Origin of the sequence: Pseudomonas putida (genome assembly GCF_009883635.2) — a bacterium.
Lineage (GTDB): Bacteria > Pseudomonadota > Gammaproteobacteria > Pseudomonadales > Pseudomonadaceae > Aquipseudomonas > Aquipseudomonas putida_W.
On the sequence record NZ_CP026115.2, the window covers coordinates 3,577,918 to 3,602,119 of the forward strand.

At 62.0% G+C, this 24,202-nt stretch carries 23 protein-coding genes; 19 read left to right on the forward strand and 4 right to left on the reverse strand.

The genetic code is table 11. The features are described 5' to 3' along the window. Positions 1-639: 639 nt before the first annotated feature. From C2H86_RS16310 to C2H86_RS16335, 6 genes are read left to right on the forward strand one after another with little or no spacing between them, the layout of a single operon-like run. Positions 640-1,080, forward strand: a complete 441-nt coding sequence (locus tag C2H86_RS16310; RefSeq protein ID WP_159408937.1) for a hypothetical protein — start codon at positions 640-642, stop codon at positions 1,078-1,080. A gap of 37 nt (positions 1,081-1,117) precedes the next feature. Continuing rightward, on the forward strand, positions 1,118-1,960 hold the full coding sequence (locus C2H86_RS16315) for a hypothetical protein (protein WP_159408938.1): 843 nt from the start codon (positions 1,118-1,120) through the stop codon (positions 1,958-1,960). Further along, positions 1,957-2,622, forward strand: a complete 666-nt coding sequence (locus C2H86_RS16320; protein WP_159408939.1) for an ABC transporter ATP-binding protein — start codon at positions 1,957-1,959, stop codon at positions 2,620-2,622. The genes C2H86_RS16315 and C2H86_RS16320 overlap by 4 nt, the downstream gene beginning before the upstream one ends. Further along, entirely contained in the window at positions 2,615-3,787 is a 1,173-nt protein-coding gene (locus C2H86_RS16325; protein WP_159408940.1) for an ABC transporter permease, read from the forward strand. Before C2H86_RS16320 ends, C2H86_RS16325 begins: the two co-directional genes overlap by 8 nt. Beyond that, complete coding sequence (locus C2H86_RS16330) at positions 3,780-5,243, forward strand: TolC family protein (RefSeq protein WP_159408941.1); 1,464 nt, start codon at positions 3,780-3,782, stop codon at positions 5,241-5,243. Before C2H86_RS16325 ends, C2H86_RS16330 begins: the two co-directional genes overlap by 8 nt. Continuing rightward, positions 5,236-6,489, forward strand: a complete 1,254-nt coding sequence (locus C2H86_RS16335; RefSeq protein WP_159408942.1) for an efflux RND transporter periplasmic adaptor subunit — start codon at positions 5,236-5,238, stop codon at positions 6,487-6,489. The genes C2H86_RS16330 and C2H86_RS16335 overlap by 8 nt, the downstream gene beginning before the upstream one ends. Here C2H86_RS16335 and yaaA read toward each other — a convergent pair. Beyond that, the gene (gene yaaA / locus C2H86_RS16340; protein WP_159408943.1) at positions 6,474-7,253 is read right to left on the reverse strand and encodes a peroxide stress protein YaaA; all 780 of its coding nucleotides are present in this window, start codon (positions 7,251-7,253) and stop codon (positions 6,474-6,476) included. The two genes, C2H86_RS16335 and yaaA, sit on opposite strands and share 16 nt — an antisense overlap. A 137-nt stretch (positions 7,254-7,390) precedes the next feature. On the opposite strand from yaaA, the gene C2H86_RS16345 reads away from it, so the two are divergent. The 5 genes from C2H86_RS16345 (at position 7,391) to moaE (ending at position 11,456) form a co-directional block, all read left to right on the forward strand. Beyond that, positions 7,391-8,518, forward strand: a complete 1,128-nt coding sequence (locus C2H86_RS16345) for a polysaccharide deacetylase family protein (protein WP_159408944.1) — start codon at positions 7,391-7,393, stop codon at positions 8,516-8,518. A 282-nt stretch (positions 8,519-8,800) separates the two neighbouring features. Next, positions 8,801-10,195 (forward strand): PhoH family protein, encoded by a 1,395-nt coding sequence (locus tag C2H86_RS16350; protein WP_159408945.1) that lies wholly within the window; start codon positions 8,801-8,803, stop codon positions 10,193-10,195. 96 nt (positions 10,196-10,291) lie between these two features. Continuing rightward, positions 10,292-10,762 (forward strand): cyclic pyranopterin monophosphate synthase MoaC, encoded by a 471-nt coding sequence (gene moaC, locus C2H86_RS16355; RefSeq protein WP_110635704.1) that lies wholly within the window; start codon positions 10,292-10,294, stop codon positions 10,760-10,762. Beyond that, on the forward strand, positions 10,762-11,007 hold the full coding sequence (moaD, locus tag C2H86_RS16360; protein WP_099815833.1) for a molybdopterin converting factor subunit 1: 246 nt from the start codon (positions 10,762-10,764) through the stop codon (positions 11,005-11,007). Before moaC ends, moaD begins: the two co-directional genes overlap by 1 nt. A 2-nt stretch (positions 11,008-11,009) precedes the next feature. After that, positions 11,010-11,456: a molybdopterin synthase catalytic subunit MoaE gene (moaE, locus tag C2H86_RS16365; protein WP_099815832.1), complete on the forward strand. Its 447-nt coding sequence runs from the start codon at positions 11,010-11,012 to the stop codon at positions 11,454-11,456. Between the two features lie 48 nt (positions 11,457-11,504). Here the strand turns inward: moaE and rhlB are convergent, their stop codons facing one another. Both rhlB and C2H86_RS16375 read right to left on the reverse strand, forming a co-directional pair. Then, positions 11,505-12,968 carry an ATP-dependent RNA helicase RhlB gene (rhlB, locus tag C2H86_RS16370; RefSeq protein WP_159408946.1) on the reverse strand — a complete coding sequence of 488 codons (1,464 nt, stop codon included), beginning with the start codon at positions 12,966-12,968 and terminating at the stop codon, positions 11,505-11,507. Between the two features lie 101 nt (positions 12,969-13,069). Next, positions 13,070-13,726, reverse strand: coding sequence for an alpha/beta hydrolase (locus C2H86_RS16375; RefSeq protein WP_103449183.1), 657 nt, complete (start codon positions 13,724-13,726; stop codon positions 13,070-13,072). 331 nt (positions 13,727-14,057) lie between these two features. Here C2H86_RS16375 and C2H86_RS16380 point away from each other — a divergent pair, with 331 nt between their 5' ends. The 4 genes from C2H86_RS16380 to C2H86_RS16395 all read left to right on the forward strand — a co-directional run bounded on the left by C2H86_RS16380 (position 14,058) and on the right by C2H86_RS16395 (position 18,215). Continuing rightward, positions 14,058-15,086 carry an amino acid ABC transporter substrate-binding protein gene (locus tag C2H86_RS16380; protein ID WP_027918032.1) on the forward strand — a complete coding sequence of 343 codons (1,029 nt, stop codon included), beginning with the start codon at positions 14,058-14,060 and terminating at the stop codon, positions 15,084-15,086. A 67-nt stretch (positions 15,087-15,153) separates the two neighbouring features. Continuing rightward, entirely contained in the window at positions 15,154-16,332 is a 1,179-nt protein-coding gene (locus C2H86_RS16385) for an amino acid ABC transporter permease (protein ID WP_159408947.1), read from the forward strand. A 10-nt stretch (positions 16,333-16,342) separates the two neighbouring features. Then, positions 16,343-17,440, forward strand: coding sequence for an amino acid ABC transporter permease (locus C2H86_RS16390; RefSeq protein ID WP_159408948.1), 1,098 nt, complete (start codon positions 16,343-16,345; stop codon positions 17,438-17,440). Between the two features lie 10 nt (positions 17,441-17,450). Continuing rightward, the gene (locus C2H86_RS16395) at positions 17,451-18,215 is read left to right on the forward strand and encodes an amino acid ABC transporter ATP-binding protein (RefSeq protein ID WP_027918029.1); all 765 of its coding nucleotides are present in this window, start codon (positions 17,451-17,453) and stop codon (positions 18,213-18,215) included. A gap of 142 nt (positions 18,216-18,357) precedes the next feature. On the opposite strand, the gene algW is transcribed toward C2H86_RS16395, so the two are convergent. Continuing rightward, positions 18,358-19,518 (reverse strand): Do family serine endopeptidase AlgW, encoded by a 1,161-nt coding sequence (gene algW, locus C2H86_RS16400; RefSeq protein WP_159408949.1) that lies wholly within the window; start codon positions 19,516-19,518, stop codon positions 18,358-18,360. Positions 19,519-19,686: 168 nt separating this feature from the next. On the opposite strand from algW, the gene C2H86_RS16405 reads away from it, so the two are divergent. From C2H86_RS16405 to C2H86_RS16420, 4 genes are all read left to right on the forward strand, one after another. Then, complete coding sequence (locus C2H86_RS16405; protein WP_152954828.1) at positions 19,687-20,445, forward strand: Nif3-like dinuclear metal center hexameric protein; 759 nt, start codon at positions 19,687-19,689, stop codon at positions 20,443-20,445. Positions 20,446-20,634: 189 nt separating this feature from the next. Further along, positions 20,635-21,552 carry a sulfate adenylyltransferase subunit CysD gene (gene cysD / locus C2H86_RS16410; RefSeq protein WP_003251799.1) on the forward strand — a complete coding sequence of 306 codons (918 nt, stop codon included), beginning with the start codon at positions 20,635-20,637 and terminating at the stop codon, positions 21,550-21,552. 15 nt (positions 21,553-21,567) lie between these two features. Beyond that, entirely contained in the window at positions 21,568-23,469 is a 1,902-nt protein-coding gene (gene cysN, locus C2H86_RS16415; protein WP_159408950.1) for a sulfate adenylyltransferase subunit CysN, read from the forward strand. A gap of 276 nt (positions 23,470-23,745) precedes the next feature. Continuing rightward, entirely contained in the window at positions 23,746-24,195 is a 450-nt protein-coding gene (locus C2H86_RS16420) for a hypothetical protein (protein WP_159408951.1), read from the forward strand. Positions 24,196-24,202 lie beyond the last annotated feature (7 nt).

Consider the following 24,202-nt stretch of genomic DNA (forward strand, 5'->3'; position numbering starts at 1 on the left):
GAGTTTAAAAGGGCGCGTTACTCCTCGGTGGGCAGTGCCTTCGGGGTTTCCCGTTGCACTTGCCAGATTATCGAAGCGGGTAGTGATACCTGCCGGTTGTCATCTGTAAGTCATCTCTCACAGCCCAGGGGCAGGAAATTCGTTACGGCACTATGAGCGATAGGTCGCAGGAGAAGTTCCTGAGCGGGTTCCGCTTCGATGAAAGATTTCTAAATAATTTTTCAGTGGCAAATACTTTCAATTTGATAGCACGTCACAGTTTCACCCCCGGTTATAAAGGACCAGACTGAAGCGCGGTGTTGTTATGCCACCATGCAAAAATATTTTTCAAAATTCGTCAAAAAAGCACGAACGGTCTTATGACGTTTGGCGATAGAAGGGTGATCGTCGATGTTTTGGCGCCTGAATATTGACTTGAAGGCTTTTTGCAATCGCTCTCCGTTGGGGCCCTAGCTGGCACATATCCGGTAACACACAATGGCCTCACGAAAGCTAAGGCTTTGCCGGCGACTGCCGTTACCCCCTTTGGACGCTCTGTGGAGCTGTTCATGTACGAAGGAGCGTCTTGGGCAACCTCGGGCCACTGGCCACCGCGGGCGTCTCATCCATCAATCACATGGAAGAGGCGAGAGAAAGCTTATGAAGAAGACAACACAGGTTCTGATCGGCGGGGTATCGCTGCTGCTTGCTGGCATGGTGCAGGCTGGGCCGAACGTCAATGTGACGTTCAAGAATCTCGGCGGGCAGGACGCCGTACTGAAAATGGTGACCTCCAACGAAAGCAGCACGTACCAGATAGCAACTCCGAAGCCGTCCAATAAAGTAGCGACGAAGATGCAGACCACGTTTGATGTACAGCGTGTTGTAAGCCCTGACGTCAATGCAGCAATGGTACGTTATACGCTAGGTGGTAAGACTTGTGCGTTTGGGACGACCTTCCAGATGAAAGTTTTACCAGGAGGAATCAAACAACCGCAGTGGACTAAGACTGCGACACCGAGTGGAGGTGCTACTTGCACCGCGAACATTACGCGTACCAATGCCGACTACTCATGGTCAGTTGAATTCACCATGAAGTAATTTTGCTGAATTGGATTGGGCGGTAGCACGCGTCTGAATGGACTGCGTGTTGCTGCTGGGCGGCGGTTATTTTCGGGTGAGGTGGTATATGCAACTTCCACAAAATACGGTTCTCGCAAAAGCACAAGCAACTGAGACTCTGCCGGTCAGGCGAGCCCCGAGCGTTGACAAAGCGCCACAGGTCGAAGTGCTTGAAAGTGACCGCATGCCAGAGAATTCGGAGCTTTCGAGCCTTTCTCGGCAGCTCAGTGCTGCAGCGCAACGCGCGGCAATTAGAGACAGTCAGCTTTCTCGTAGCGAACTGTCGGCATTGGCTGCACGCTTGCTGGAAAAGCTGACGGGAGCCAGCTACTCATTTAACAAGTTATCTTACGATAACTTTTTGCCCGACACCGATGATAGGGAATTGTTGGCGCGGGCTCAGCAAGCCACCGACTTCGCGAATGGCCGAGGTCCCAATCCATTTACGGGTTTGTCCTCAGAACAACTAAGTTTGATTACATATGATGAGGGCGGTGACTTTACTGTAAATGAACGACGAGCTGCGCGATTGGAATTGGCAGGTCGACGATCGGAGTGGTCAGTTTACATAACCCGGAAAATGGAAGGTGAACGCCAGCGAACAGGAGGAATAGAACAAGGCATACGCGAGATTATCGAATATTACAGAGCGCTTCCGGCGATGGAAGAGGCGCAGATTTTGGGTAATTGGGAGATGGATTACAGAATGATGCTCTCTCGCTACCGTGAAGAGGGCGAAGCATTCGATATGTCATTGATCGACCTGATTGCCAAACAATGGAAAACGGAAGAAACCTCGTCCTCAATGCCGTTTGATCCCACCTCTGATGCCACTGGTAAGGGGGGCAACAAGGGATGAGCTCGATCATTTCCCTGCACGGTGTCACACGTTGGCTGGGAGGTGAAGCCGTGCTCCAGGACGTATCGTTTTCCCTCCCCACAGGCCAATCCTGCGCCATCGTCGGTGCATCCGGCTCTGGCAAAAGCACGCTGCTCAATCTGATCGGTCTCCTTGACCAGCCGTGTCACGGGAGCCTGGTACTGGATGGGAGTGAGGTGGCCCAAGCCGATGCCGATCAGCGTGCTGTTACCCGTAATCGCCTGCTTGGTTTCGTGTTCCAGAGCTTCAACCTGCTGCCCCGGCTGTCCGTGCTGGACAATGTTGCGCTGCCGTTGAGCTACCGCGGCATCCGCCTGGCTTCGGCTCGGCAGATCGCCAAGGTCCAGTTGGAGAAAGTCGGCCTGGAGCCTCGTGCGAAGTATCGCCCGGCCGACCTCTCCGGCGGCCAGCGGCAGCGAGTGGCAATTGCCAGGGCTCTGGTTACGGAACCACGGATTCTGCTGGCCGATGAGCCCACAGGCAACCTGGATGGTGACACGGCGCAGGACATCATCGAGCTGCTCACGACGTTGAACCGTGAGCAGTTCATGACGCTGCTGATGGTGACGCACGACCCGGCCATGGCGCAGTGCATGGACCGGTGCCTGCTGGTTCGCAACGGTGGCGTATTCGATGCCTGAAGCCGCCTACGGCCCAAGCTGGCCGCAACGCTTCAGTGAGGCCCTGTTCAGCGTTCGGCAGCTGGGCGCCCGGGCCTGGCTTGCGCTGTTTGGCATCGCAGTCGGCTGTGCCGCACTGGTGGCCCTCATGAATATCGGCCACAGCGCAGCACAATATGCCCGGCAATTGTTCCAGGGGCTGGGTAGCGAGTTGCTGGTCGTCAACCTGAAAGCCACGGTCGAAGGCGGCGTGCCCGTGCGTCTGCAACCTTTCGAGTTGCCGCCGGGCATCCGAGCTGTGGCCCCCTTGGCAGCTGGGGTGTTCGCCGTGCAGTTCAACGGGGGAAGCATCGAGACGATGGTGGCAGGCAGCACTGCACAGCTGTTCGAGGTCATCGACCTTCCGGTGGCCCGGGGCCGCTCGCTGTCTGCTTACGATGACCAGGCCGCGCATGTGCTGCTGGGGGCTTCGCTGGCGGCGCGGTTGCAGGTGAGGCCGGGTGACCGCGTGCAATTGGGTAGCTATCTGTTCGATGTGGTCGGTGTGCTCGCGCCACGTGGCTACAACCCGATGTTGCCGGTCAATTTCGACGATAGCGTTCTGATGCCTTTGCCAGGCATGCGCCGCTTGAGCCCGGTACCCGAGGTTGCAACGCTGATCGCGAAAGGGGTCGATGCTTCAACCCTCACCCAGGCTGCACGTTCATTTGAACGCCATCTGCGCGCCAGGCTCACGCAGCATGACGTGGATGTCCAGTTACCCAGGCAGATGCTCGAAGGCATGGCCGGCCAGTCACGGGTAATGACCGGGCTGCTGGCCGGCACCGCCGCCGTTGCCCTGCTACTGGGGGGTGTCGGGGTGATGAATGTGATGGTGATGAACGTGACCCAGCGCCGACGCGAAATCGGGGTGCGCATGGCCTTGGGCGCGCGCGGTCGCGATATCGCCTGGCAGTTCCTGCTTGAGGCGCTGCTGTTGTCGGTGGCCGGAGCGCTGCTGGGCGCAGTGCTTGGCCTGGCGGCCGCGTGGTTGTTCGCCCGGGTTTCAGGGTGGGATCTTGCGCTCGATGCAAGGTCGCTTCCGGCGAGCATGGGCGTATCACTGACCCTGGGGTTGTTCTTCGGTTTGCAGCCCGCCCTGTCTGCGGCGCGGCTTCAGCCTGTCGTCGCCTTGCGTGATGAGTAAGTGGCTGGCGATGACCTGCGCCTGGTCACTGCCCCTGTTCGGCCTGGCCGACAGCGCTTTGCAGCCCTCGCGGCCGACCTCGCAGCAGGGTGGCTCGGTGAGTGCCTTGTCGGCGTTGAACGGTGAACCTGTGGATATCGACCTGGCCGATGCCGTTGCCCTGGCCCTGCGCGAAAACCGGGCGATCCGCAGTGCCTACCTTGAGCGTGTCGCGCAAAAGTTCGACCTGCGCGTGGCCCATGACCGGTTCGCCCCGCAGCTGTCGCTCAAGGCCCGCTACCTGGGCAATCGTAATCATGCCGATCGCTACCGGGAGGCGCAGCTGGCCCCGAGCGCCAGCCTGCTGACCCAGTACGGTACGCGCCTCAACCTGGAGTGGGATTATGGGCATACACAAGGCGATGCGGCGGGGCGCCGGTATCGGGATGGCGCCAGCCTGATGATCGTCCAGCCATTGCTGCGCGGCGCCGGGAGGGACATCGCCAGCGCGCCGCTGCGCCAGGCTTACCTGGCGGAACAGTCGAACCGCCTGACGCTCGCCGACAACGTGGCCCAGGTCATTACCCGGACCCTGCTGTCGTACCGCGACCTGCTACGTGCGCAGGAACAACTGCATATTGCCGAAGATGGCCTGTCGCGTTCCCGTCAGCTGGTGGAGGTGAACCGCGCGTTGATCGCTGCCGGGCGCATGGCAGCCTTCGAAGTCGTGCAGGCAGAAGCCGAGGTCGCCAGCCAGGAGCTGGCCCTCGAAGGCAGCCGCAACCAGCTGCAGCATAGCCGCGTGGCCCTGGCGCAATTGCTGGCCTTGGATCTTTCGACACCGCTACGGGCCGCAGAAAGGCTGCTGGCCGAGCATCAGCAGGTGAGCACCGAGCAGGCCCAGGCCAAGGCAGAAGCGCTGCAGCCAGCGTTTCTGATGCAGCGGCTGGCGGCCGAACAGGCGGCCATCGAGTTGCAGGTCGCAAGCAACGCGCAATGGTGGGATCTGTCATTGATCGGCGGGGCCAGCCAGACCCGGGAGCGCCCCGGCAGTGAGGCGACGTGGGAGCACTACCTGGGGCTGGAGCTGGAGATACCGATCGGTGACCTGAGCCGCCGCCAGGCGCAGGTGCGGGCCAAGGTCGAGGTGGAGAACCAGCGCTTGCGCCTGGCCGAATCCCGTCAGCAGCTTCAGCGCGAGGTGAGTACGGCAATACGCGACCTCCAGGTCCGCTGGCGGCAACTGGAGATCGCCGGGCGTGCGCTGGCCCTGACCCGGCGCAAGCTGGAAATCGAACAGCAAAAGCTCGCGGCAGGGCGCTCGAGCAATTTTCAGGTGCTCAGTTTCGAGAATGATCTGCGTCAGACGCAAAGCACGCAGCTTGAAGCGACGATCGCGTACCTGGATGCGCAAGTCATCCTCGATCAGGTCGTGGGGACCACCTTGGCCAACTGGGAGGTGGCCCTCAATGATTAAGCGGGGCTGTTGGCTGGCCGTCGCGGTGATGTGTGGCGCATTGGCGATGATGATCTGGCCCAGCGCAGTTCAGCCCCCCGAGCAGACGTGGTTGCGTGTCGAACCGCATTTGCTGGAAAGCCGTCTGGGGTTGGTGGGCAGGCTTCAGGCGGCCCGCCAGGTGACATTGAGCGCACCGTTCGATGGTGTGGTGGCTGCAATACCCGCCCAGGATGGACAGCGCGTTGAAGCGGGCCAGCCCTTGATCAGCCTCGAGACTGCTCAGCTTGACATCCAGCTACGCCAGGCCCGAACCGAGCGCCTCAAGGCGCAGGAGCAGCTTCTGCAGTTGCGTACCTGGGAAAGCGGCCCGCAGGTGGCGCGAGGCTTGCGCGCTGTAAGAGCGGCCCGCGCCGCGGTGGCAGCCACCCAGGCGAGCCTGCAGGACACGCGGCGTCTGTTCGAGCGTGGCATCGTCGCCCGTATGGAAGTCGCCAGCCTCGAACAACTGCGCCAGACGCAGCGTCAGGCATTGCTGGATGCTGAACAGGAGTTGCTGTTGACGCGTGCGCGGGGGCAGGGCGATGCGTTGCTGATTGCGGAAATGGAGCTGGCCAATGCGCAAGCGCGCTGGCAGGTCTTGACCAGAATGCGTGAGCAGCAGGTGATCGAGGCGCCTTTCACCGGCGTGCTCTTGCCCGTGAGTACGGATGCCGGCCCCGCTGGCCGGCAGGTGCATGTCGGGCAAGCAGTGAGCCAGGGCATGCCGTTGTTGACCCTGGTCGATCTGGAGCGCTTGCAGGTGGTGGCCAGGCTGGAGGAGCACGATCTGGCCAAGGTGCGTGAAGGCATGCAGGTCGAGGCCGTCATCGCGGGGCGGCAGTTTGCAGGCCGCATCGACCGGATTGCCATGCAAGCAAGAGACGACACGGGGCAGGAGGCCTGGTACGACCTGAGAGTCAGTGTGGATTTGCCGGCTACGGCCCTGCAACTGGGCTTGCGCCTGGGCATGAGCGCGCAGTTGGCGCTGTTGCTTCAGCGCCAGGAGCAGGCGATGGTGGTGCCTGCTCAGGCGTTGCAGGTGGACGAGGCCGGGCGCACCTATGTGCTGTTTCGGGCCGACGAAGGCCAGGCACCGCATAAAGTGCCTGTCACGCCAGGTTCGACCGGGGTGCAGGGTGTCGAAGTTCAGGGGCTGGAGAGTGGTTACGTGCTGATACCGCCGGAGCCGCCAGGCGGCTCCGGCATCGATCAGTCGGCTGGATGATCGCGCAGAAATACCAGATGATCGGCCTTCGACTGCTCGGCACTGTAGTAGTAGCCCTGCACGTCGAAGCGCTTGAGCTGCTCCGGGTCGTTGACCCGCTCCTGAATCACGAAGCGGCTCATCATGCCGCGAGCCTTCTTGGCGTAGAAGCTGATGATCTTGTACTGGCCGTTCTTCAGGTCCTTGAAGTCGACGTTGATCACCCGGCCCTTGAGCGCGCTGCGTTTCACCGCGCTGAAGTATTCGTTGCTGGCCAGGTTCAGCAGCAGGTCGTCGCCCTGGTCTGCCAGCGCCTGGTTCAGCCATTCACTGATACGCGTGCCCCAGAAGGCATACAGGTCCTTGCCGCGGGCGTTGGCCAGCTTGGTGCCCATTTCCAGGCGGTAGGGCTGCATCAGGTCGAGCGGGCGCAGCAGGCCGTACAGGCCGGAGAGCATGCGCAGGTGATCCTGGGCATAGCTGAAATCGTCCTCGCCGAGGGTTTCGGCATCCAGGCCGGTGTACACATCACCTTTGAACGCCAGCAGCGCCTGCTTGGCGTTGGCCGGGGTGAAGTCCGGGGTCCAACTGCCGAAGCGCGCGGCATTGAGGCCGGCGAGCTTGTCGGACAGGTGCATCAGCTCGCTGATCTGCGCCGGCGACAGGTCGCGCAGCTGCCGGATCAGTTCCTGGGAATCGTCCAGGTATTGCGGCAGGGTGAAGCGCTCGGTCACCGGCGCGGTGTCGTAGTCGAGGGTCTTGGCGGGGGAAATCACCGTCAGCATCGGGTCGGCTCCTGGAATCGTTGCGGTGAATTCTACGGATCGCGGCGGGTAACGCCAAACTATGGCGACAATAGTCACAGACCATCTCCAAAGCAGGCGCTATAGTGCGCGTTTTGGCTGTCACGGAGAGACCGATCGTGCGCATTGCCGGGGCCTTGCTGGCCACCTTGTTGAGCCTGGCCGCCCAGGCCGCCCCCATGCCCTCGGCCAGCCTGGACCGCAGCCAGTGGCCCGAGCAGCTGGACAGCCCGGTGCTGTTCGACGTCGCCTCGCGGGCCGAGATCCTGTCTTTCGCCCAGGTGCTGCATGAAAGCGAGCTGCTCGACGATGGCGCCTTGGCTGCGCGCTTGGGGCTGCGGCAGATCAACCTGCAGAAGGTTCGCGCCGTGCGCGCGCAGATGTGGCAGCGGTTGTGGCAGGGCTACCAGCAGGCCCAGCGCAGTTGCGAGCAGGACGCCTCGTTCTGCTATTTGCTCGATTCCATGGCTGACTTGCGCACCAGGGCAGCGACATTCGCTACCGATGTCGGCACGTTCTACACCGGTTGGGTCGAGCCCAGCCATCAGTTTCATGTGCGTTATCTGGATGAGCAACTGCGCAAGGCCGCGTTGCTGCCACAGACCAGCAGCGAGGTCGAGCGCCTCTCCAGCCGCGAGCGCAATGGCGATGAACTGAACGACCGCATGTTCCTGTTGACCTTCGTCGGTGGCCCGGGGCCCGATGGCGGTAGCACCGATGCGCTCACCGAATACCTGCGCAAGCAGAAGCTGCAGGGCACCTTCTTTGTCTTGGGCAATCGCCTGCAGCAGCGGCGCGATACCGGCGCGGCCAATGCGCTGGCCCAACTCTACGCCGGCCAATGCGTGGGCATCCAGGGGTGGGAATATCGCTCCCACGCCCAGTGGCAGGGCTGGCAGGACTCGATCAAGCGCGCCCAGGCGCGGGTCCAGGCCGACCTGCCAGCGCAATACGTGCCGCTGTTCCGCCCGCCCTACGGCCAGCGCCGGGCCGACGGCGAAGCGTTCATGGCCAGCCAGCAGCTACGGGTTTCGCTATGGGATATCGACGCTCAGGATGATGGCCCGCTGACTGCCGACGCTTCGGCCCAGCGGGTGCTGACCTTGATGCTGCTATGGCGCAAGGGGGTGATCCAGTTCCATGACAGCCTGCCCAAGGCGCAGCCGGCGGTCGAGTGGTTGCTGCACAACACGGCGCAGAGCGGCATCGGCTGGGAAGGCTGCCGTGATTACGCGTATCGCGAATAGAGGGTATGACTTTTGACTGTAGTCCCGTCTGGGGTTGCCGCCAAGCGCTCTTCGTCAATCGGAAAAATAAACTTCAAAATCTCGTAAAAATGCTTTTTTCGGTCATGGTTTTTGCGGTATGAAGAAACCAGACAGCCGATTCCTGCAGCACAGGTGGCGTCATCCACCCCACCTTGCCAGGTACGCTTCCCGCCCGTAGCAACGCGGATACGGGGAGAACGGCGGTCACTCTGCGGCGCACTACAGAGCGTGCCGTGTGGCTTCGACATAAGGTGACCGAGTATGGATGACCAAGGACGCAACCCTTCCTCCAGCAAGCCAATCCTCTATGTGCTCGATACCAACGTCCTGATTCACGACCCCAACGCATTACTCAACTTCGAGGAGCATCACGTCGCCATTCCGATGACGGTGCTGGAGGAACTCGACAAGCTCAAGACCGGTAAACAGACCATCGCCGCCGAATGTCGCCAGGCCATCCGCCTGATCGACCAGACCCTCGGTGACGCTTCGCCCAGCGATGTCGAGCAGGGCGTGCCGATCCAGCGCGGCAAGAGTGGGCCCAAGGGGTTCCTGTCGATCCTGATGAGCCCGCGCAACGAGCCCAGCAAGTTGCTGCCGGAAAACCTCAACGACAACATCATCATCAACACCCTGCTCGACGTACGCAGCCGGCGCACCGACCTGGACGTGGTGCTGGTCACCAAAGACATCAACATGCGCCTGAAAGCGCGCGCCTGTGGAATCGCGGCCGAGGACTACAGCACCGACCAACTGGTCGACGACGTGTCCTTGCTGTCCAAGGGCTATCACTCGGTCACTGGCTCGTTCTGGGACCGGGTCAGCAAGGTCGATACCCGTCAGGAGCGTGGCCGCACCTGGCATCGGGTGCAAATGATCGACAACCTGCCCGCCGTGCACATCAACGAGTTCATCATCGACGAGCAAGGTTTTGTCGGCTGGGTAAAAGGCATCCGTAACGATGAACTGCTGTTGCTCGACCTGCACCAGGAGCCATTGCTGCATCAGGAGGCCTGGGGGCTGAAACCTCGGGACATTCATCAGAGCCTGGCGCTGTTCGCCTTGCTAGACCCGGATATCCACCTGGTCAACCTGACCGGCGCTGCCGGCTCCGGCAAGACCATCCTGGCCTTGGCCGCAGCCATCGAACAGACCATGGTCAGCAAGCGCTACCGGCGCATCATCGCCACCCGCAGCGTGCAGGGGCTGGACCAGGAGATCGGCTTCCTGCCGGGCACCGAGGCGGAGAAAATGGAGCCTTGGCTGGGCGCCATCACCGACAACCTCGAAGCCTTGCACATGGACGACGAAAGCACCCATGGCAGCGTCGAATACATCCTCGAGCGCGTGCCGCTGCAGTTCAAGTCGCTCAACTACATCCGCGGGCGCAGCTTCCAGCAGAGCCTGATACTGATCGATGAATGCCAGAACCTCACGCCGCACCAGATGAAGACCATCATCACCCGGGCCGGCTCTGGTTCCAAGGTGGTGTGCCTGGGCAACCTGGCACAGATCGACACGCCTTACCTGTCCGCGACCAGCTCGGGCCTGACCTACCTGACCGAGCGCTTCAAGGACTTCCCCCATGGCGTGCACATCACCCTGCAGGGTGTGCCACGTTCGGTGCTGGCCGAGTACGCCGAGTCTCACCTGTAACCCTCCCAGCCGGGTGGCTCGCCGCCCGGCTTTTTTCCGCTGCGCAATCCTGACCCACGGGTTTACACTCTCTGTTCCCTTCACAGGAGCAGAGCAGTGCTGACTCATCTTGATTCCCAGGGGCGCGCCAATATGGTCGACGTCACTGAAAAGGCCGTGACCGAGCGCGAGGCGGTGGCCGAGGCGCGGGTGCGCATGTTGCCGCAGACCTTGCAGATGATCGTCGACGGCGAGCATCCCAAGGGCGATGTGTTCGCCGTGGCGCGTATTGCCGGTATCCAGGCAGCAAAGAAGACCAGTGACCTGATCCCGCTGTGCCACCCGCTGATGCTGACCAGCGTCAAGGTCGAACTGAGCGCCGACGGCGCAGATGCGGTGCATATCGTCGCCCGCTGCAAGCTGGCCGGCCAGACCGGCGTCGAGATGGAAGCGCTGACCGCCGCCAGCGTCGCTGCGCTGACGATCTACGACATGTGCAAGGCGGTGGACAAGGGCATGGTCATCGAGCAGGTGCGCCTGCTGGAAAAAGTCGGCGGCAAGAGCGGGCACTACAAGGTGGAGGCGTGATGAAGGTCAAGGTGATGTACTTCGCCCGTTACCGCGAGCTGCTGGGCGTTGATGCCGAGCGCCTGGAAGGCGAGTTCAAGGTGGTCGACGATGTGCGCCAGGCGCTGGTGGCAAAGGGCGGGCAGTACGCGGTGCTGGCCGAACAGAACTTGATGAGTGCGCGCAATGAAGAGCTGTGCAAGCTCGACGAGCCGCTGGAAGAGGGCGATGAAGTGGCATTCTTCCCGCCAGTGACCGGAGGCTGAACATGGCAGTGCGAGTGCAACACGGGGCATTCGACCCGGGGGCCGAGGTCAATGCCATGCATGCAGCCAACGTCGGCGTTGGCGCCGTGGTCGGTTTCGTTGGCTATGTGCGCGATTTCAACGATGGTCGGGACGTGGCGGGGATGTTCCTCGAGCATTACCCGGGCATGACCGAGAAGGCCCTGGCCAAGATCGTGGTCGAGGCCGAGCAACGCTGGCCGTTGCTCAAGGTCGAGGTGCTGCACCGCATCGGCGCACTGGAGCCGGGCGAGCCGATCGTCTTTGTCGGTGTGGCCAGTGCCCATCGGCAGGCGGCGTTCGATGCCTGCAACTTCATCATGGACTACCTGAAGACCCGGGCGCCGTTCTGGAAGAAGGAAAATACCCAGGATGGGCCGCGCTGGGTGGAAGGGAAGCAGAGCGACCAGGATGCGGCTGGGCGCTGGTAGATCTTCTGTTTGATGGCCGGGGCTTCGCCCCGGCTCGCGGGACACAGGTCAGTGATGCTTGCGCGGTACCGGCTTCAAAAGCTCATCCGGTGGCATCTCGCACTTGATCTTGCGCCCCAGCAGCTCTTCGATCGCCGGTAGCTGATAGGAGTCATCCTCACCGGCAAAGCTGATCGATACGCCTTCAGCGCCCGCACGCCCGGTGCGGCCGATGCGGTGCACGTAATCGTCCGGGTCTTCCGGCAGGGTGAAGTTGATCACATGGCTGATGCCATCGATGTGAATCCCGCGCCCGGCAACGTCGGTGGCCACCAGCACGGTGATGCGCCCTTCACGGAAGTTCTCCAGGGTGCGAATACGCTTGTGCTGCGGTACGTCACCGGACAACTGCGCGGCATTGATACCGTCGCGCACGAGTTTTTCCTCGATGCGCCGTACCTCGTCCTTGCGGTTGGCGAACACCATCACCCGTTCCCACTTGTTCTGGGTCACCAGGTTGTACAGCAGCTTGTACTTGTCGCTGCCGGCCACCGCATACACGTGTTGCTCGACCGTCTCGCTGGCGACGTTCTCCGGCTCGATCTCGACGATCGCCGGGTTGGTGGTCCACTGCTTGGCCAGGTTCATCACGTCGTCGGTGAAGGTGGCGGAGAACAGCAGGGTCTGGCGTTCGCTCTTCGGCGGGGTCTGGCGGATGATCTGCCGAACCTGGGGGATGAAGCCCATGTCGAGCATGCGGTCGGCTTCGTCCAGCACCATCACCTCGACCATGTCCAGGTGCACTTCGCCGCGCTGGTTGAAGTCCAGCAGGCGGCCGGGGGTGGCCACCAGGATGTCGCAATGGCGGGCTTCCAGGGCCTTGAGCTGCTTGTCGAAGTCCATGCCACCGACGAAGCTCATCACGTTCAGGCCGGTGTACTTGGTCAGGGCGACGGCGTCCTTGGCGATCTGCACCACCAGCTCGCGGGTTGGCGCGATGATCAACGCGCGCGGCTCACCCATGTAGCGCTCTTTCGGCGGCGGCGTCTGCTGCAGCTGGGAAATGATCGAAATCAGGAACGCCGCCGTCTTGCCAGTACCGGTCTGGGCGCGACCGATGGCGTCCTGGCCAGCCAGGGTGTAACCCAGCACCTGCGCCTGGATTGGGGTGCAGTAAGGGAAACCGAGGTCGTGGATGGCGTGCATCAGCTCGTTGGAGAGCTTGAAGTCGTGGAAACGGGTCTTGCCTTCTTGCGGCTCGACCACGAAGTCTTCCGGCTTCCACAGGCTCGCCTGGGGCTTGGGCTTGCGTTCGCGACGTGGTTTGTCTTTGGCCGGCTTGTCGGCAGGCGCTGGGGCGTCGGCGGCTGCTTCTACCTTGGCGGCGGGCTTGGCGCGGGGCGCGGCCGGTTTCGGCTCGGGCCGGGCCTCTGCGGTGGGGGCGGGCGCCGTTGGCGTCACGCTGGCAGCAGGAGCGGCGGCCTGTGGCGCGGCGTCTCCTTTGCCGAATATTTTCTTGAGTGCCTTGAGCACGATCGTCTCATCAACTGGTTAAGGAATGTACGCCGGGCAGTGTAATGCAAGAACTGGGCGCGGCGTAGCGGAAAACTCCCACAACTACAGGTGGTGTTGGCTTATTGCAATTGCTTGCTCAACCAGTCGTGGATATCGCTCAGCTCCTCGACCACCACCTCGTGCTCCATCGGGTATTCGTGCCAGCGTGCGGCGACACCCCAGGTGTTGAGGTATTCGAACGCGGTACGGCCCATGGACGGAATCACCACCGGGTCGTGCACGCCGTGCAGGCACAGGGCCGGGGTGCGTTGCTGGCAGGCGCTCAGCTGGTGGCTGTCAGTGAAGGTCGGGGCGTAGGTGGACAGGGCGATCACGCCGCCCAGTGCTTCCTGCCACTTTATATAGGCAGTGTGCAGCACCACCGCACCGCCCTGGGAGAAACCGGCGAGGAAGATCCGCGACAGGTTGATGCCTTTGGCCTGCTCGGCCTTGATCAGGCCGATGATCTGCTCGGCGGACTCTTCAAGCTGCGCTTCGTCGATGGCGCGGGCCGGGGTCATGGCCTTGATGTCGTACCAGCTGGGCATGGCGTAGCCGCCATTGATGGTTACCGGGCGGGTCGGCGCCTGGGGCATTACGAAGCGGGTGCTGGGCAGGCGTTCCTGCATGAATTCGGCCACAGGTAGGAAGTCGTAACGGTCGGCACCCAAACCGTGCAACCAGATCACACAGGCGTCAGCGGTTTTCTGGGGTTCGAGAATCAGCGGGTTGGTCATGACTGCTCCGAAAGAGTGCGGGTCTTGTTATGGCGTGCGTGAAAAGAAGGCGCTGAAAATGATTGTCAGTAAAAGAATGTCGCAACGATACAACTTTCCCTACTTGACGAGCGCTTAAACGCTACAGCCGGTAATTCTGGTACGCGCTTTGCAATTCTTCATCCGATGCAAAGGGCAGGCCGTGACGGTAACACCCTTTGTACGCGAAGGCTGTCATAGAACAGCCCATTGCGCCAATTGACCCAATAACAAGCCAACAAGGGTCGGATGCGCCTCAAAAGGGTGCGGTGCAATTCCGGCTCGTACAACAAGAGCGATTTGGAGGTTGTGAATGAAGATGTTGAAAACCACCCTGGCAGTCCTGACCGCTGCCGCCGCACTGGGCGCCGTGAGCACCGCCCAGGCCGGCGCCACTCTCGATGCGGTAAAGAAGAAGGGCTTCGTCCAGTGTGGCGTGAGCGACGGTCTTCCAGGCTTCTCGGTCCCAGATGCGCAGGGCAAGATCGTCGGTATCGATGCCGACGTCTGCCGCGCCGTGGCCGCCGCCGTGTTCGGTGACGCGACCAAGGTCAAGTTCAGTCAGCTCAACGCCAAGGAACGCTTCACCGCACTGCAGTCGGGCGAAGTCGACGTGCTGTCGCGCAACACCACCTGGACCAGCTCGCGCGATGCCGGCATGGGCCTGGTGTTCGCCGGTGTTACCTACTACGACGGCGTTGGCTTCCTGGTCAACAAGAAGCTCGGCGTTTCCAGCGCCAAGGAACTCGACGGCGCGACCATCTGCATCCAGGCCGGTACCACCACCGAACTGAACGTGTCGGACTTCTTCCGTGCCAATGGCCTGAAGTACACCCCGATCACCTTCGACACCTCCGACGAAAGCGCCAAGTCGCTTGAGTCCGGCCGTTGCGACGTGCTGACCTCGGACAAGTCGCAGCTGTTCGCCCAGCGCTCCAAGCTGGCCGCGCCGACCGACTACGTGGTACTGCCGGAAACCATCTCCAAGGAACCCCTGGGCCCGGTGGTGCGTAAAGGCGACGAAGACTGGTTCAGCATCGTCAAGTGGACCCTGTTCGCCATGCTCAATGCCGAAGAGGCCGGCATCACCTCGAAGAACGTCGAGGCCGAGGCCAAGTCCACCAAGAACCCGGACGTCGCCCGCCTGCTGGGCGCGGACGGTGAATATGGCAAGGACCTCAAGCTGCCCAAAGACTGGGTAGTGCAGATCGTCAAGCAAGTCGGCAACTACGGCGAAGTGTTCGAGAAGAACCTGGGCCAGAGCACCGACCTGAAGATCGACCGTGGCATGAACGCCCTGTGGAACAACGGCGGCATCCAGTACGCGCCACCTGTGCGCTGATGGCTGCACCCTGCGGCGGCATCCCGCCGCCGCAGGTTGTTCGAATCCCTATTTTTCGGGGCACTTCATGCAAAATCAAATTGGCGCACCCAAGGGGCTGTCCCTGAACGACCCGCGTGTGCGCGCCTGGCTGTTCCAGATTCTCACGATCGTCTTCGTGGTGGGCCTGGGCTGGTACCTGTTCCACAACACCCAGACCAACCTGCAACACCGGGGTATCACCTCGGGTTTCGACTTCCTCGAGCGTAGCGCTGGCTTCGGCATCGCCCAGCACCTGATTCCCTACGTGGAGTCCGACAGCTACGCGCGGGTGTTCGTCATCGGCCTGCTTAATACCTTGCTGGTGACGTTCATTGGCGTGATCCTGGCGACCGTCCTCGGCTTCATCATCGGCGTAGCGCGGCTGTCGCCCAATTGGATGATCAGCAAGCTGGCGACCGTGTATGTGGAAACCTTCCGCAACATCCCGCCACTGCTGCAGATCCTGTTCTGGTACTTCGCGGTGTTCCTGACCCTGCCGGGGCCAAGGGGCAGCATCAACATCGACGACACCTTCTTCATCAGCAACCGTGGCCTGAACATGCCCGGTGCGTCGATGGCGGAGGGCTTCTGGCCGTTCGTCGTCGCTCTGGTGTTGGCGCTGGTGGCGATCGTGGCGATGGTGCGTTACGCCAACAAGCGTTTCGACGAAACCGGCGAGCCGTTCCACAAGTTCTGGGTGGGGCTGGCGCTGCTCATCGCCATTCCAGGCACCTGCGCACTGCTGTTCGGCAGCCCGGTGCACTGGGAGGTGCCGCAGCTCAAGGGCTTCAACTTCGTCGGCGGCTGGGTGTTGATCCCTGAGTTGCTGGCGCTGACCCTGGCCTTGACCATCTACACGGCGGCCTTCATTGCCGAGATCGTGCGTTCGGGCATTCGTTCGGTGAGCCACGGCCAGACCGAAGCGGCCCACTCGCTCGGCCTGCGCGACGGCCCGACGCTGCGCAAGGTGATCATCCCCCAGGCACTGCGGGTGATCATTCCGCCGCTGACCAGCCAATACCTGAACCTGGCGAAGAACTCGTCGCTGGCGGCCGGTATCGGCTACCCGGAGATGGTCTCGCTGTTCGCCGGTACCGTGCTCAACCAGACCGGCCAGGCCATCGAGGTGATCGCCATCACCATGAGTGTCTATCTCGCCATCAGCATCAGCATTTCGCTGCTGATGAACTGGTACAACAAGCGCATCGCGCTGATCGAGCGGTGAGGATACGCCCGTGAATGCCCATGTTTTCAAACCTGACATGCCGCCACCGGTGAAAACCGTCGGCGTGCTCGCATGGATGCGTGCAAACCTGTTCTCCAGCTGGCTCAACACCCTGCTGACCCTGTTCGCCGTGTACCTGGTGTGGCTGATCGTGCCGCCGCTGGTGCAGTGGGCGTTCATCGACGCCAACTGGGTCGGCACCACCCGCGCCGACTGCACCAAGGAGGGCGCCTGCTGGGTGTTCGTGCAGCAGCGCTTTGGCCAGTTCATGTACGGCTACTACCCGGTCGAGCTGCGCTGGCGCGTGGACCTCACCGTGTGGCTGGCCGTGCTCGGCGCGGCGCCGCTGTTCATCAGGCGCTTCCCGCGCAAGGCCATCTACGGCCTGGGCTTCCTGGTGCTGTACCCGGTCATCGCCTACACCTTGCTGCACGGCGGCGTACTGGGCCTGAGCAACGTCGCCACCAGCCAGTGGGGCGGCCTGATGCTGACCCTGGTGATTGCCACCGTGGGGATCGTCGGCGCCTTGCCGCTGGGCATCTTGTTGGCCCTCGGGCGGCGCTCGCGGATGCCGGCGGTGAAGGTGGTCTGCGTGACCTTCATCGAGTTCTGGCGCGGCGTGCCACTGATCACCGTGCTGTTCATGTCGTCGGTGATGTTGCCGTTGTTCCTGCCTGAAGGCATGAGCTTCGACAAGCTGCTGCGGGCGATGATCGGGGTGATCCTGTTCCAGTCGGCGTATGTCGCCGAGGTGGTCCGCGGCGGTCTGCAGGCCATCCCCAAGGGCCAGTACGAAGCCGCCGCAGCCATGGGCCTGGGCTACTGGCGCTCGATGGGCCTGGTGATTCTGCCGCAGGCGCTCAAGCTGGTGATCCCCGGCATCGTCAACACCTTCATCGCCCTGTTCAAGGACACCAGCCTGGTGATCATCATCGGCCTGTTCGACCTGCTCAACAGCGTCAAGCAAGCCGCTGCCGACCCGGCCTGGCTGGGCATGGCCACCGAGGGTTATGTGTTCGCCGCCCTGGTGTTCTGGATTTTCTGTTTCGGTATGTCCCGCTACTCCATGCACCTGGAGCGCAAGCTGGACACTGGCCACAAGCGTTAGGAGTTTCGAAATGAGTGAAGCGATCAAGCAGCCTGCCGGCCCCGAAGGCATCATCCAGATGCAGGGCGTGAACAAGTGGTACGGCCAGTTCCATGTGCTCAAGGACATCAACCTGAATGTGCGCCAGGGCGAGCGCATCGTCCTGTGTGGCCCGTCAGGCTCCGGCAAGTCGACCACCATCCGCTGCCTCAACCGCCTGGAAGAGCACCAGCAGGGCCGCATCGTGGTCGATGGCGTGGAACTGACCAACGACCTCAAGCAGATCGAGGCGATCCGCCGCGAGGTGGGCATGGTGTTCCAGCACTTCAACCTGTTCCCGCACCTGAGCATTCTGGAAAACTGCACCCTGGCGCCAATGTGGGTGCGCAAGATGCCCCGGCGCAAGGCCGAGGAAATCGCCATGCACTACCTGGAGCGGGTGCGTATTCCGGAGCAGGCCCACAAGTTCCCGGGGCAGCTGTCGGGTGGCCAGCAGCAGCGCGTGGCGATTGCCCGGGCGCTGTGCATGAAACCGAAGATCATGCTGTTTGACGAACCGACCTCGGCACTGGACCCGGAAATGGTCAAGGAAGTGCTCGACACCATGGTCGGTCTGGCCGAAGACGGCATGACCATGCTCTGCGTGACCCACGAAATGGGCTTTGCCCGCACCGTGGCGAACCGGGTGATCTTCATGGACAAGGGGGAGATCGTCGAGCAAGCCGCGCCGGATGACTTCTTCGACCGACCGCGCAGTGACCGGACCAAGCTGTTCCTTAGCCAGATCCTGCACTGATGCAAAGAAAAGGGGCTGCTTTGCAGCCCATCGTCGGCAAGCGCCGCTCCCACAGGTACTGCAAAGGGCTCAAGGCTGGTGCTATACCTGTGGGAGCCGCGCTTGCCGGCGATGGGCCGCAAAGCGGCCCCCGCTTGAGGCCTTAATTATCTTCCGGGTTGGCAGCCGGCGCCGGTGGCGGGCGCAGCCCCACCTCGGCAATCAGCTTCAGCTGCTGACCATTGCGCATCACCTCGATGGTGATCTTGTCGGTCGGCTTGATTCGCGCAACCTGGTTCATCGACTTGCGCCCGTCACCCGCCGGTTCGCCGTTAATGCTCAGGATCACGTCACCCAACTGCAACCCGGCCTTCTGCGCCGGGCCGTCGCGGAAGATACCCGCCACCACGATGCCTGGGCGGCCCTGCATGCCGAACGACTCGGCCAGTTCCTGGCTCAATGGCTGCACCTCGATGCCCAGCCAGCCACGGATCACCTGACCGTGTTCGACGATCGATTTCATCACTTCCAGCGCCAGCTTGACCGGTATGGCGAAGCCGATGCCCTGGGAGCCGCCGGACTTGGAGAAGATCGCCGTGTTGATACCGACCAGGTTGCCGTTGGCATCCACCAGCGCGCCGCCGGAGTTGCCCGGGTTGATCGCTGCGTCGGTCTGGATGAAGTCTTCATAGTTGTTCAGGCCCAGCTGGTTGCGGCCGGTGGCGCTGATGATGCCCATGGTCACAGTCTGGCCAACGCCGAACGGGTTGCCGATGGCCAGGGTGACGTCGCCGATATGAATGTTGTCGGAACGGCCGATGGTGATGGCCGGGAGGTTCTTCAGGTCGATCTTCAGCACCGCCAGGTCGGTTTCCGGGTCGCTGCCGATCACCCTTGCCAGGGTTTCGCGGCCGTCTTTCAGGGCCACGACGATCTGATCGGCGCCGCTGGTAACGTGGTTGTTGGTCAGCAGGTAGCCTTCGGGGCTCATGATCACCGCAGAGCCCAGGCTCGACTCCCAACGACGCTGCTTGGGCAGGTTGTCACCGAAGAAGCGGCGGAACTGTGGGTCTTCGAACAACGGATGGGCGCTTTTGTTCACCACCTTGGTGGTGTACAGGTTGACCACGGCCGGGGCGGCGAGGGTCACGGCGTCGGCGTAGGACACCGGGCCCTGCATGATCCGCGTGGTTTGCGGGGCTTGCTGCAGGTTGACGTCCTGGCTGGGCAGACCGACCCACTCCGGGTAGCGCTGGATGATCAGTACGGCGATCAGAATACCGGTGAGCAGGGGCCAGCCGAAGTAACGCAAAGCCTTGAACATGAACGAGTCCTGGAAAGAGCGGGGGCCGGAGGCCGCGCAGTGGGGCATGAGCGCGCGCGATCATACACCGGTTCCCCCGATGCCGGCGACGGCCCATAATGGCCGGCATTATACGGGCGTTCTGCGGGCGTTGCGCCCGTGAAAAGCGCAGATTTCGAGGAGATTTTCATGGCCGTCGCACTCAACACCCTGGTCGAGGAAGCCGAGCGCTACCTGGGCAGCGCGAAGATCCAGGATTATTGCCCCAATGGCCTGCAGGTCGAGGGCCGGCCGCAGGTCAGCCGCATCGTCAGCGGCGTCACCGCCAGCCAGGCCTTGCTGGATGCCGCAGTCGAGGCCGAGGCCGACCTGATCCTGGTGCACCATGGTTACTTCTGGAAGGGCGAGAACCCGTGCGTTACCGGGATCCGTCAGCGCCGCCTGAAGACCTTGCTCAAGCACGACATCAGCCTGCTGGCGTTTCATCTGCCACTGGATGTGCACCCTGAGGTCGGCAACAACGTGCAGCTGGCGCGGCAGCTGGATATCACCGTCGAAGGGCCGCTGGATCCGGAAAACCCCAAGGTGGTCGGGCTGGTTGGCTCGTTGGCGGAGCCGGTGACTGCACGTGACTTCGCCCGGCGGGTGCAGGAAGTGCTCGGACGTGAGCCGTTGCTGGTAGAGGGCGACCAGATGATCCGCCGAGTCGGCTGGTGCACCGGGGGCGGGCAGGGCTACATCGATACGGCGATTGCGGCGGGGGTGGACCTGTACCTTACTGGCGAGGCGTCCGAGCAGACCTATCACAGTGCCCGGGAGAACGGGGTCAGCTTCGTTGCCGCGGGGCACCATGCCACCGAGCGGTATGGGGTGCAGGCGCTGGGTGATTACCTGGCGCGGCGCTTCGCCCTGGAGCACCTGTTCATCGATTGCCCGAATCCCATCTGACCTCCGTGGGAGCGGGCGAGCCCGCTCCCACGGAGGCCCCGCAGCAGCCAAACCCCCAGTCATATCGTTAGACTTTTTCGATCTAGCCCGCCTCCTAAATAGAAGCAGCCGCTGTGATAAAGTGGCTCGCTCGAACACGGCCCGCAGGCCGTCCATAAGATCGTTTTTCGTGTTTTTTCGTGAGTAGCCATGGTCGACAAACTGACGCACTTGAAACAGCTGGAGGCGGAGAGCATCCACATCATCCGCGAGGTGGCCGCCGAGTTCGATAACCCGGTGATGCTGTACTCGATCGGCAAGGATTCCGCCGTGATGCTGCACCTGGCGCGCAAGGCCTTCTTCCCGGGCAAGCTGCCGTTCCCGGTGATGCACGTCGACACCCAGTGGAAATTCCAGGAGATGTACAGCTTCCGCGACAAGATGGTCGAGGAAATGGGCCTGGAGCTGATCACCCACGTCAACCCCGAGGGTGTTGCGCAGGGCATCAACCCGTTCACCCATGGCAGCTCCAAGCACACCGACATCATGAAGACCCAAGGCCTCAAGCAGGCGCTGGACAAGCATGGTTTCGACGCCGCCTTCGGTGGCGCACGCCGCGACGAAGAGAAGTCGCGGGCCAAGGAGCGCGTGTACTCGTTCCGTGACAGCAAGCACCGCTGGGACCCGAAGAACCAGCGCCCGGAGCTGTGGAACGTCTACAACGGCAAGGTCAACAAGGGCGAGTCGATCCGCGTCTTCCCGCTGTCGAACTGGACCGAGCTGGACATCTGGCAGTACATCTACCTCGAAGGCATCCCGATCGTGCCGCTGTACTTCGCCGCCGAGCGTGAAGTGATCGAGAAGAACGGCACCCTGATCATGATCGACGACGAGCGCATCCTCGAGCACCTCTCCGAGGAAGAGAAGGCGCGCATCGTCAAGAAGAAGGTGCGTTTCCGTACCCTCGGCTGCTACCCGCTGACGGGCGCTGTCGAGTCGGAAGCCGAGACCCTGACGGACATCATTCAGGAAATGCTCCTGACCCGTACGTCCGAACGCCAGGGCCGCGTCATCGACCACGATGGCGCCGGTTCCATGGAAGACAAGAAACGCCAAGGCTACTTCTAATTTCAGGGTTACTCCATGTCGCACCAATCTGATCTGATCAGCGAGGACATCCTCGCCTACCTGGCCCAGCACGAGCGCAAGGAACTGCTGCGCTTCCTGACCTGCGGCAACGTCGACGATGGCAAGAGCACCCTGATCGGGCGCCTGCTGCACGACTCGAAGATGATCTACGAGGACCACCTCGAGGCCATCACCCGTGATTCGAAGAAAGTCGGCACCACCGGTGAAGAAGTCGACCTGGCGCTGCTGGTCGACGGCCTGCAGGCCGAGCGCGAGCAGGGCATCACCATCGATGTCGCCTACCGCTACTTCTCCACCGCCAAGCGCAAGTTCATCATCGCCGACACCCCGGGCCACGAGCAGTACACCCGCAACATGGCCACCGGCGCGTCCACCTGCGACCTGGCGATCATCCTGGTCGATGCCCGCTACGGCGTGCAGACCCAGACCCGCCGCCACAGCTACATCGCCTCGCTGTTGGGCATCAAGCACATCGTGGTCGCGGTCAACAAGATGGACCTCAAGGGCTTCGATGAAGGTGTGTTCGAGTCTATCAAGGCCGACTACCTGAAGTTCGCCGACGCCATCAACCTGAAGCCGAGCAGCCTGCACTTCGTGCCGATGTCGGCGCTCAAGGGCGACAACGTGGTAAATCACAGCGAGCAGTCGCCGTGGTACGCCGGCCCGACGCTGATGGAAATCCTTGAAACCGTCGAGGTTGCGGCTGACCGCAACTTCACCGACCTGCGCTTCCCGGTGCAGTACGTCAACCGTCCGAACCTGAACTTCCGCGGCTTCGCCGGCACCATCGCCAGCGGCGTGGTGCACAAGGGTGACGAAGTGGTGGTGCTGCCGTCGGGCAAGAGCAGCCGGGTCAAGTCCATCGTCACCTACGAAGGTGAACTGGAAAACGCCGGCCCAGGCCAGGCCGTGACCCTGACCATGGAAGACGAGATCGACATCTCCCGTGGCGACCTGCTGGTGCACGCCGATAACGTGCCGCCAGTCACCGACCAGTTCGACGCCATGCTGGTGTGGATGGCCGAGGAGCCGATGCTCCCAGGCAAGAAATACGATATCAAGCGCGCCACCAGCTACGTGCCGGGCTCGATTGCCAGCATCACCCACAAGGTCGACGTGAACACCCTGGAGCAGGGCGCTGCCAGCGCGCTGCAACTGAACGAGATCGGCCGTGTCAAGGTCGCCCTGGACGCCTCGATCGCCCTGGACGGTTACGACAGCAACCGCACCACCGGTGCGTTCATCGTCATCGACCGCCTGACCAACGGCACCGTCGGTGCCGGCATGATCATCGCCCCGCCAGTCCTGCCGCACGGCGGTACCGGCCAGCATGGCAAGCTCGCTCACGTGGCCACCGAAGAGCGCGCCCTGCGCTTCGGCCAGCAGCCGGCCACCGTGCTGTTCAGCGGCCTGTCCGGCGCTGGCAAGAGCACCCTGGCCTACGCTGTCGAGCGCAAGCTGTTCGACATGGGCCGTGCGGTGTACGTGCTCGATGGCCAGAACCTGCGCCACGACCTGAACAAGGGCCTGCCACAGGACCGCGCCGGCCGCACCGAGAACTGGCGTCGCGCCGCCCACGTGGCGCGCCAGTTCAACGAAGCTGGCCTGCTGACCCTGGCTGCGTTCGTCGCCCCGGATGCCGAAGGCCGCGAGCAGGCCAAGGCGCTGATCGGCAAGGAGCGCCTGGTGACCGTTTACGTTCAGGCCTCGCCGCTGGCGTGCCGCGAGCGTGACCCACAGGGCCTGTATGCGGCCGGTGGCGACAACATCCCGGGCGAAAGCTTCCCGTTCGATGTGCCGCTGGATGCTGACCTGGTGATCGATACCCAGAACACCAGTGTTGAAGAAGGCGTGAAGCAGGTGCTGGACGTGCTGCGTCAGCGTGGTGCGATCTAAGTATTGCAGATGTAAAAAAACCCGCTTCGGCGGGTTTTTTTTTGGATTTAATTGGCAGTGAGAGTGGGGTTCGAGGTTTTCGCCGCAGTATTTTCAGCGCCTATGAGATCGAGCGTAGCCCGCGCGGCGCTCGATTTGCGCGCCAGCTCAGAAACCAAGTCATGTACCTATTAGTGATGGCCGTGTTTACAAATAGACGCATTGAAAAATTGACTCATGAAACTGGACAGCCATAGCCTCAGATCTTACGGAATATCGAATTGCCGAGGAGGACTGATGGCTTCGGTTGCAACGCGTAGTCAGGAAGCAATAACCAGAATGAAAGCGCGCGCGTTCGAGCGTATCGACAGTCGCTGTCAGCTGTTGGATGTACAGGCAGCTTGCGGGTTATTGGGCATTACAGAGCAAGTGTTGATTCAGGAGGCGAGCGAAGGGAAGCTTCTCGCATACACTCACGCCGACAGTTGTAGAACGTTCTACCCTTCGTTTCAGTTTGCCGAAAACAAGCCAAGGTTGATTGTTGAATCATTGATCAGATCGCTTGATGTCGACCCCGCTGACACCGAAGCCATGAACACGCTTGTTCAGCATCTGGTCGGCAGGATGGATTATTCCGACCCAGGCGAACCTGGCAGCGTATTGCTCCGATTCGAAGTGCTGGATGATCCTGCAGCTCTGGACATCATCAAGCGTGATTACCGAAATGCGCTGATGGCAGGGCAGTGAGAACGGA

What these genes read in the sequence shown, in the direction of transcription:
- C2H86_RS16310 (WP_159408937.1), top strand. Translation starts at nt 640, where the DNA reads ATGAAGAAGACAACACAGGTTCTGATCGGCGGGGTATCGCTGCTGCTT.
- cysN (WP_159408950.1), top strand. Translation starts at nt 21,568, where the DNA reads ATGTCGCACCAATCTGATCTGATCAGCGAGGACATCCTCGCCTACCTG.
- C2H86_RS16330 (WP_159408941.1), top strand. Translation starts at nt 3,780, where the DNA reads ATGAGTAAGTGGCTGGCGATGACCTGCGCCTGGTCACTGCCCCTGTTC.
- moaE (WP_099815832.1), top strand. Translation starts at nt 11,010, where the DNA reads ATGGCAGTGCGAGTGCAACACGGGGCATTCGACCCGGGGGCCGAGGTC.
- C2H86_RS16350 (WP_159408945.1), top strand. Translation starts at nt 8,801, where the DNA reads ATGGATGACCAAGGACGCAACCCTTCCTCCAGCAAGCCAATCCTCTAT.
- C2H86_RS16380 (WP_027918032.1), top strand. Translation starts at nt 14,058, where the DNA reads ATGAAGATGTTGAAAACCACCCTGGCAGTCCTGACCGCTGCCGCCGCA.
- C2H86_RS16395 (WP_027918029.1), top strand. Translation starts at nt 17,451, where the DNA reads ATGAGTGAAGCGATCAAGCAGCCTGCCGGCCCCGAAGGCATCATCCAG.
- C2H86_RS16420 (WP_159408951.1), top strand. Translation starts at nt 23,746, where the DNA reads ATGGCTTCGGTTGCAACGCGTAGTCAGGAAGCAATAACCAGAATGAAA.
- cysD (WP_003251799.1), top strand. Translation starts at nt 20,635, where the DNA reads ATGGTCGACAAACTGACGCACTTGAAACAGCTGGAGGCGGAGAGCATC.
- moaD (WP_099815833.1), top strand. Translation starts at nt 10,762, where the DNA reads ATGAAGGTCAAGGTGATGTACTTCGCCCGTTACCGCGAGCTGCTGGGC.
- C2H86_RS16385 (WP_159408947.1), top strand. Translation starts at nt 15,154, where the DNA reads ATGCAAAATCAAATTGGCGCACCCAAGGGGCTGTCCCTGAACGACCCG.
- C2H86_RS16335 (WP_159408942.1), top strand. Translation starts at nt 5,236, where the DNA reads ATGATTAAGCGGGGCTGTTGGCTGGCCGTCGCGGTGATGTGTGGCGCA.
- C2H86_RS16405 (WP_152954828.1), top strand. Translation starts at nt 19,687, where the DNA reads ATGGCCGTCGCACTCAACACCCTGGTCGAGGAAGCCGAGCGCTACCTG.
- algW (WP_159408949.1), bottom strand. Translation starts at nt 19,518, where the DNA reads ATGTTCAAGGCTTTGCGTTACTTCGGCTGGCCCCTGCTCACCGGTATT.
- C2H86_RS16325 (WP_159408940.1), top strand. Translation starts at nt 2,615, where the DNA reads ATGCCTGAAGCCGCCTACGGCCCAAGCTGGCCGCAACGCTTCAGTGAG.
- yaaA (WP_159408943.1), bottom strand. Translation starts at nt 7,253, where the DNA reads ATGCTGACGGTGATTTCCCCCGCCAAGACCCTCGACTACGACACCGCG.
- C2H86_RS16320 (WP_159408939.1), top strand. Translation starts at nt 1,957, where the DNA reads ATGAGCTCGATCATTTCCCTGCACGGTGTCACACGTTGGCTGGGAGGT.
- C2H86_RS16375 (WP_103449183.1), bottom strand. Translation starts at nt 13,726, where the DNA reads ATGACCAACCCGCTGATTCTCGAACCCCAGAAAACCGCTGACGCCTGT.
- C2H86_RS16315 (WP_159408938.1), top strand. Translation starts at nt 1,118, where the DNA reads ATGGACTGCGTGTTGCTGCTGGGCGGCGGTTATTTTCGGGTGAGGTGG.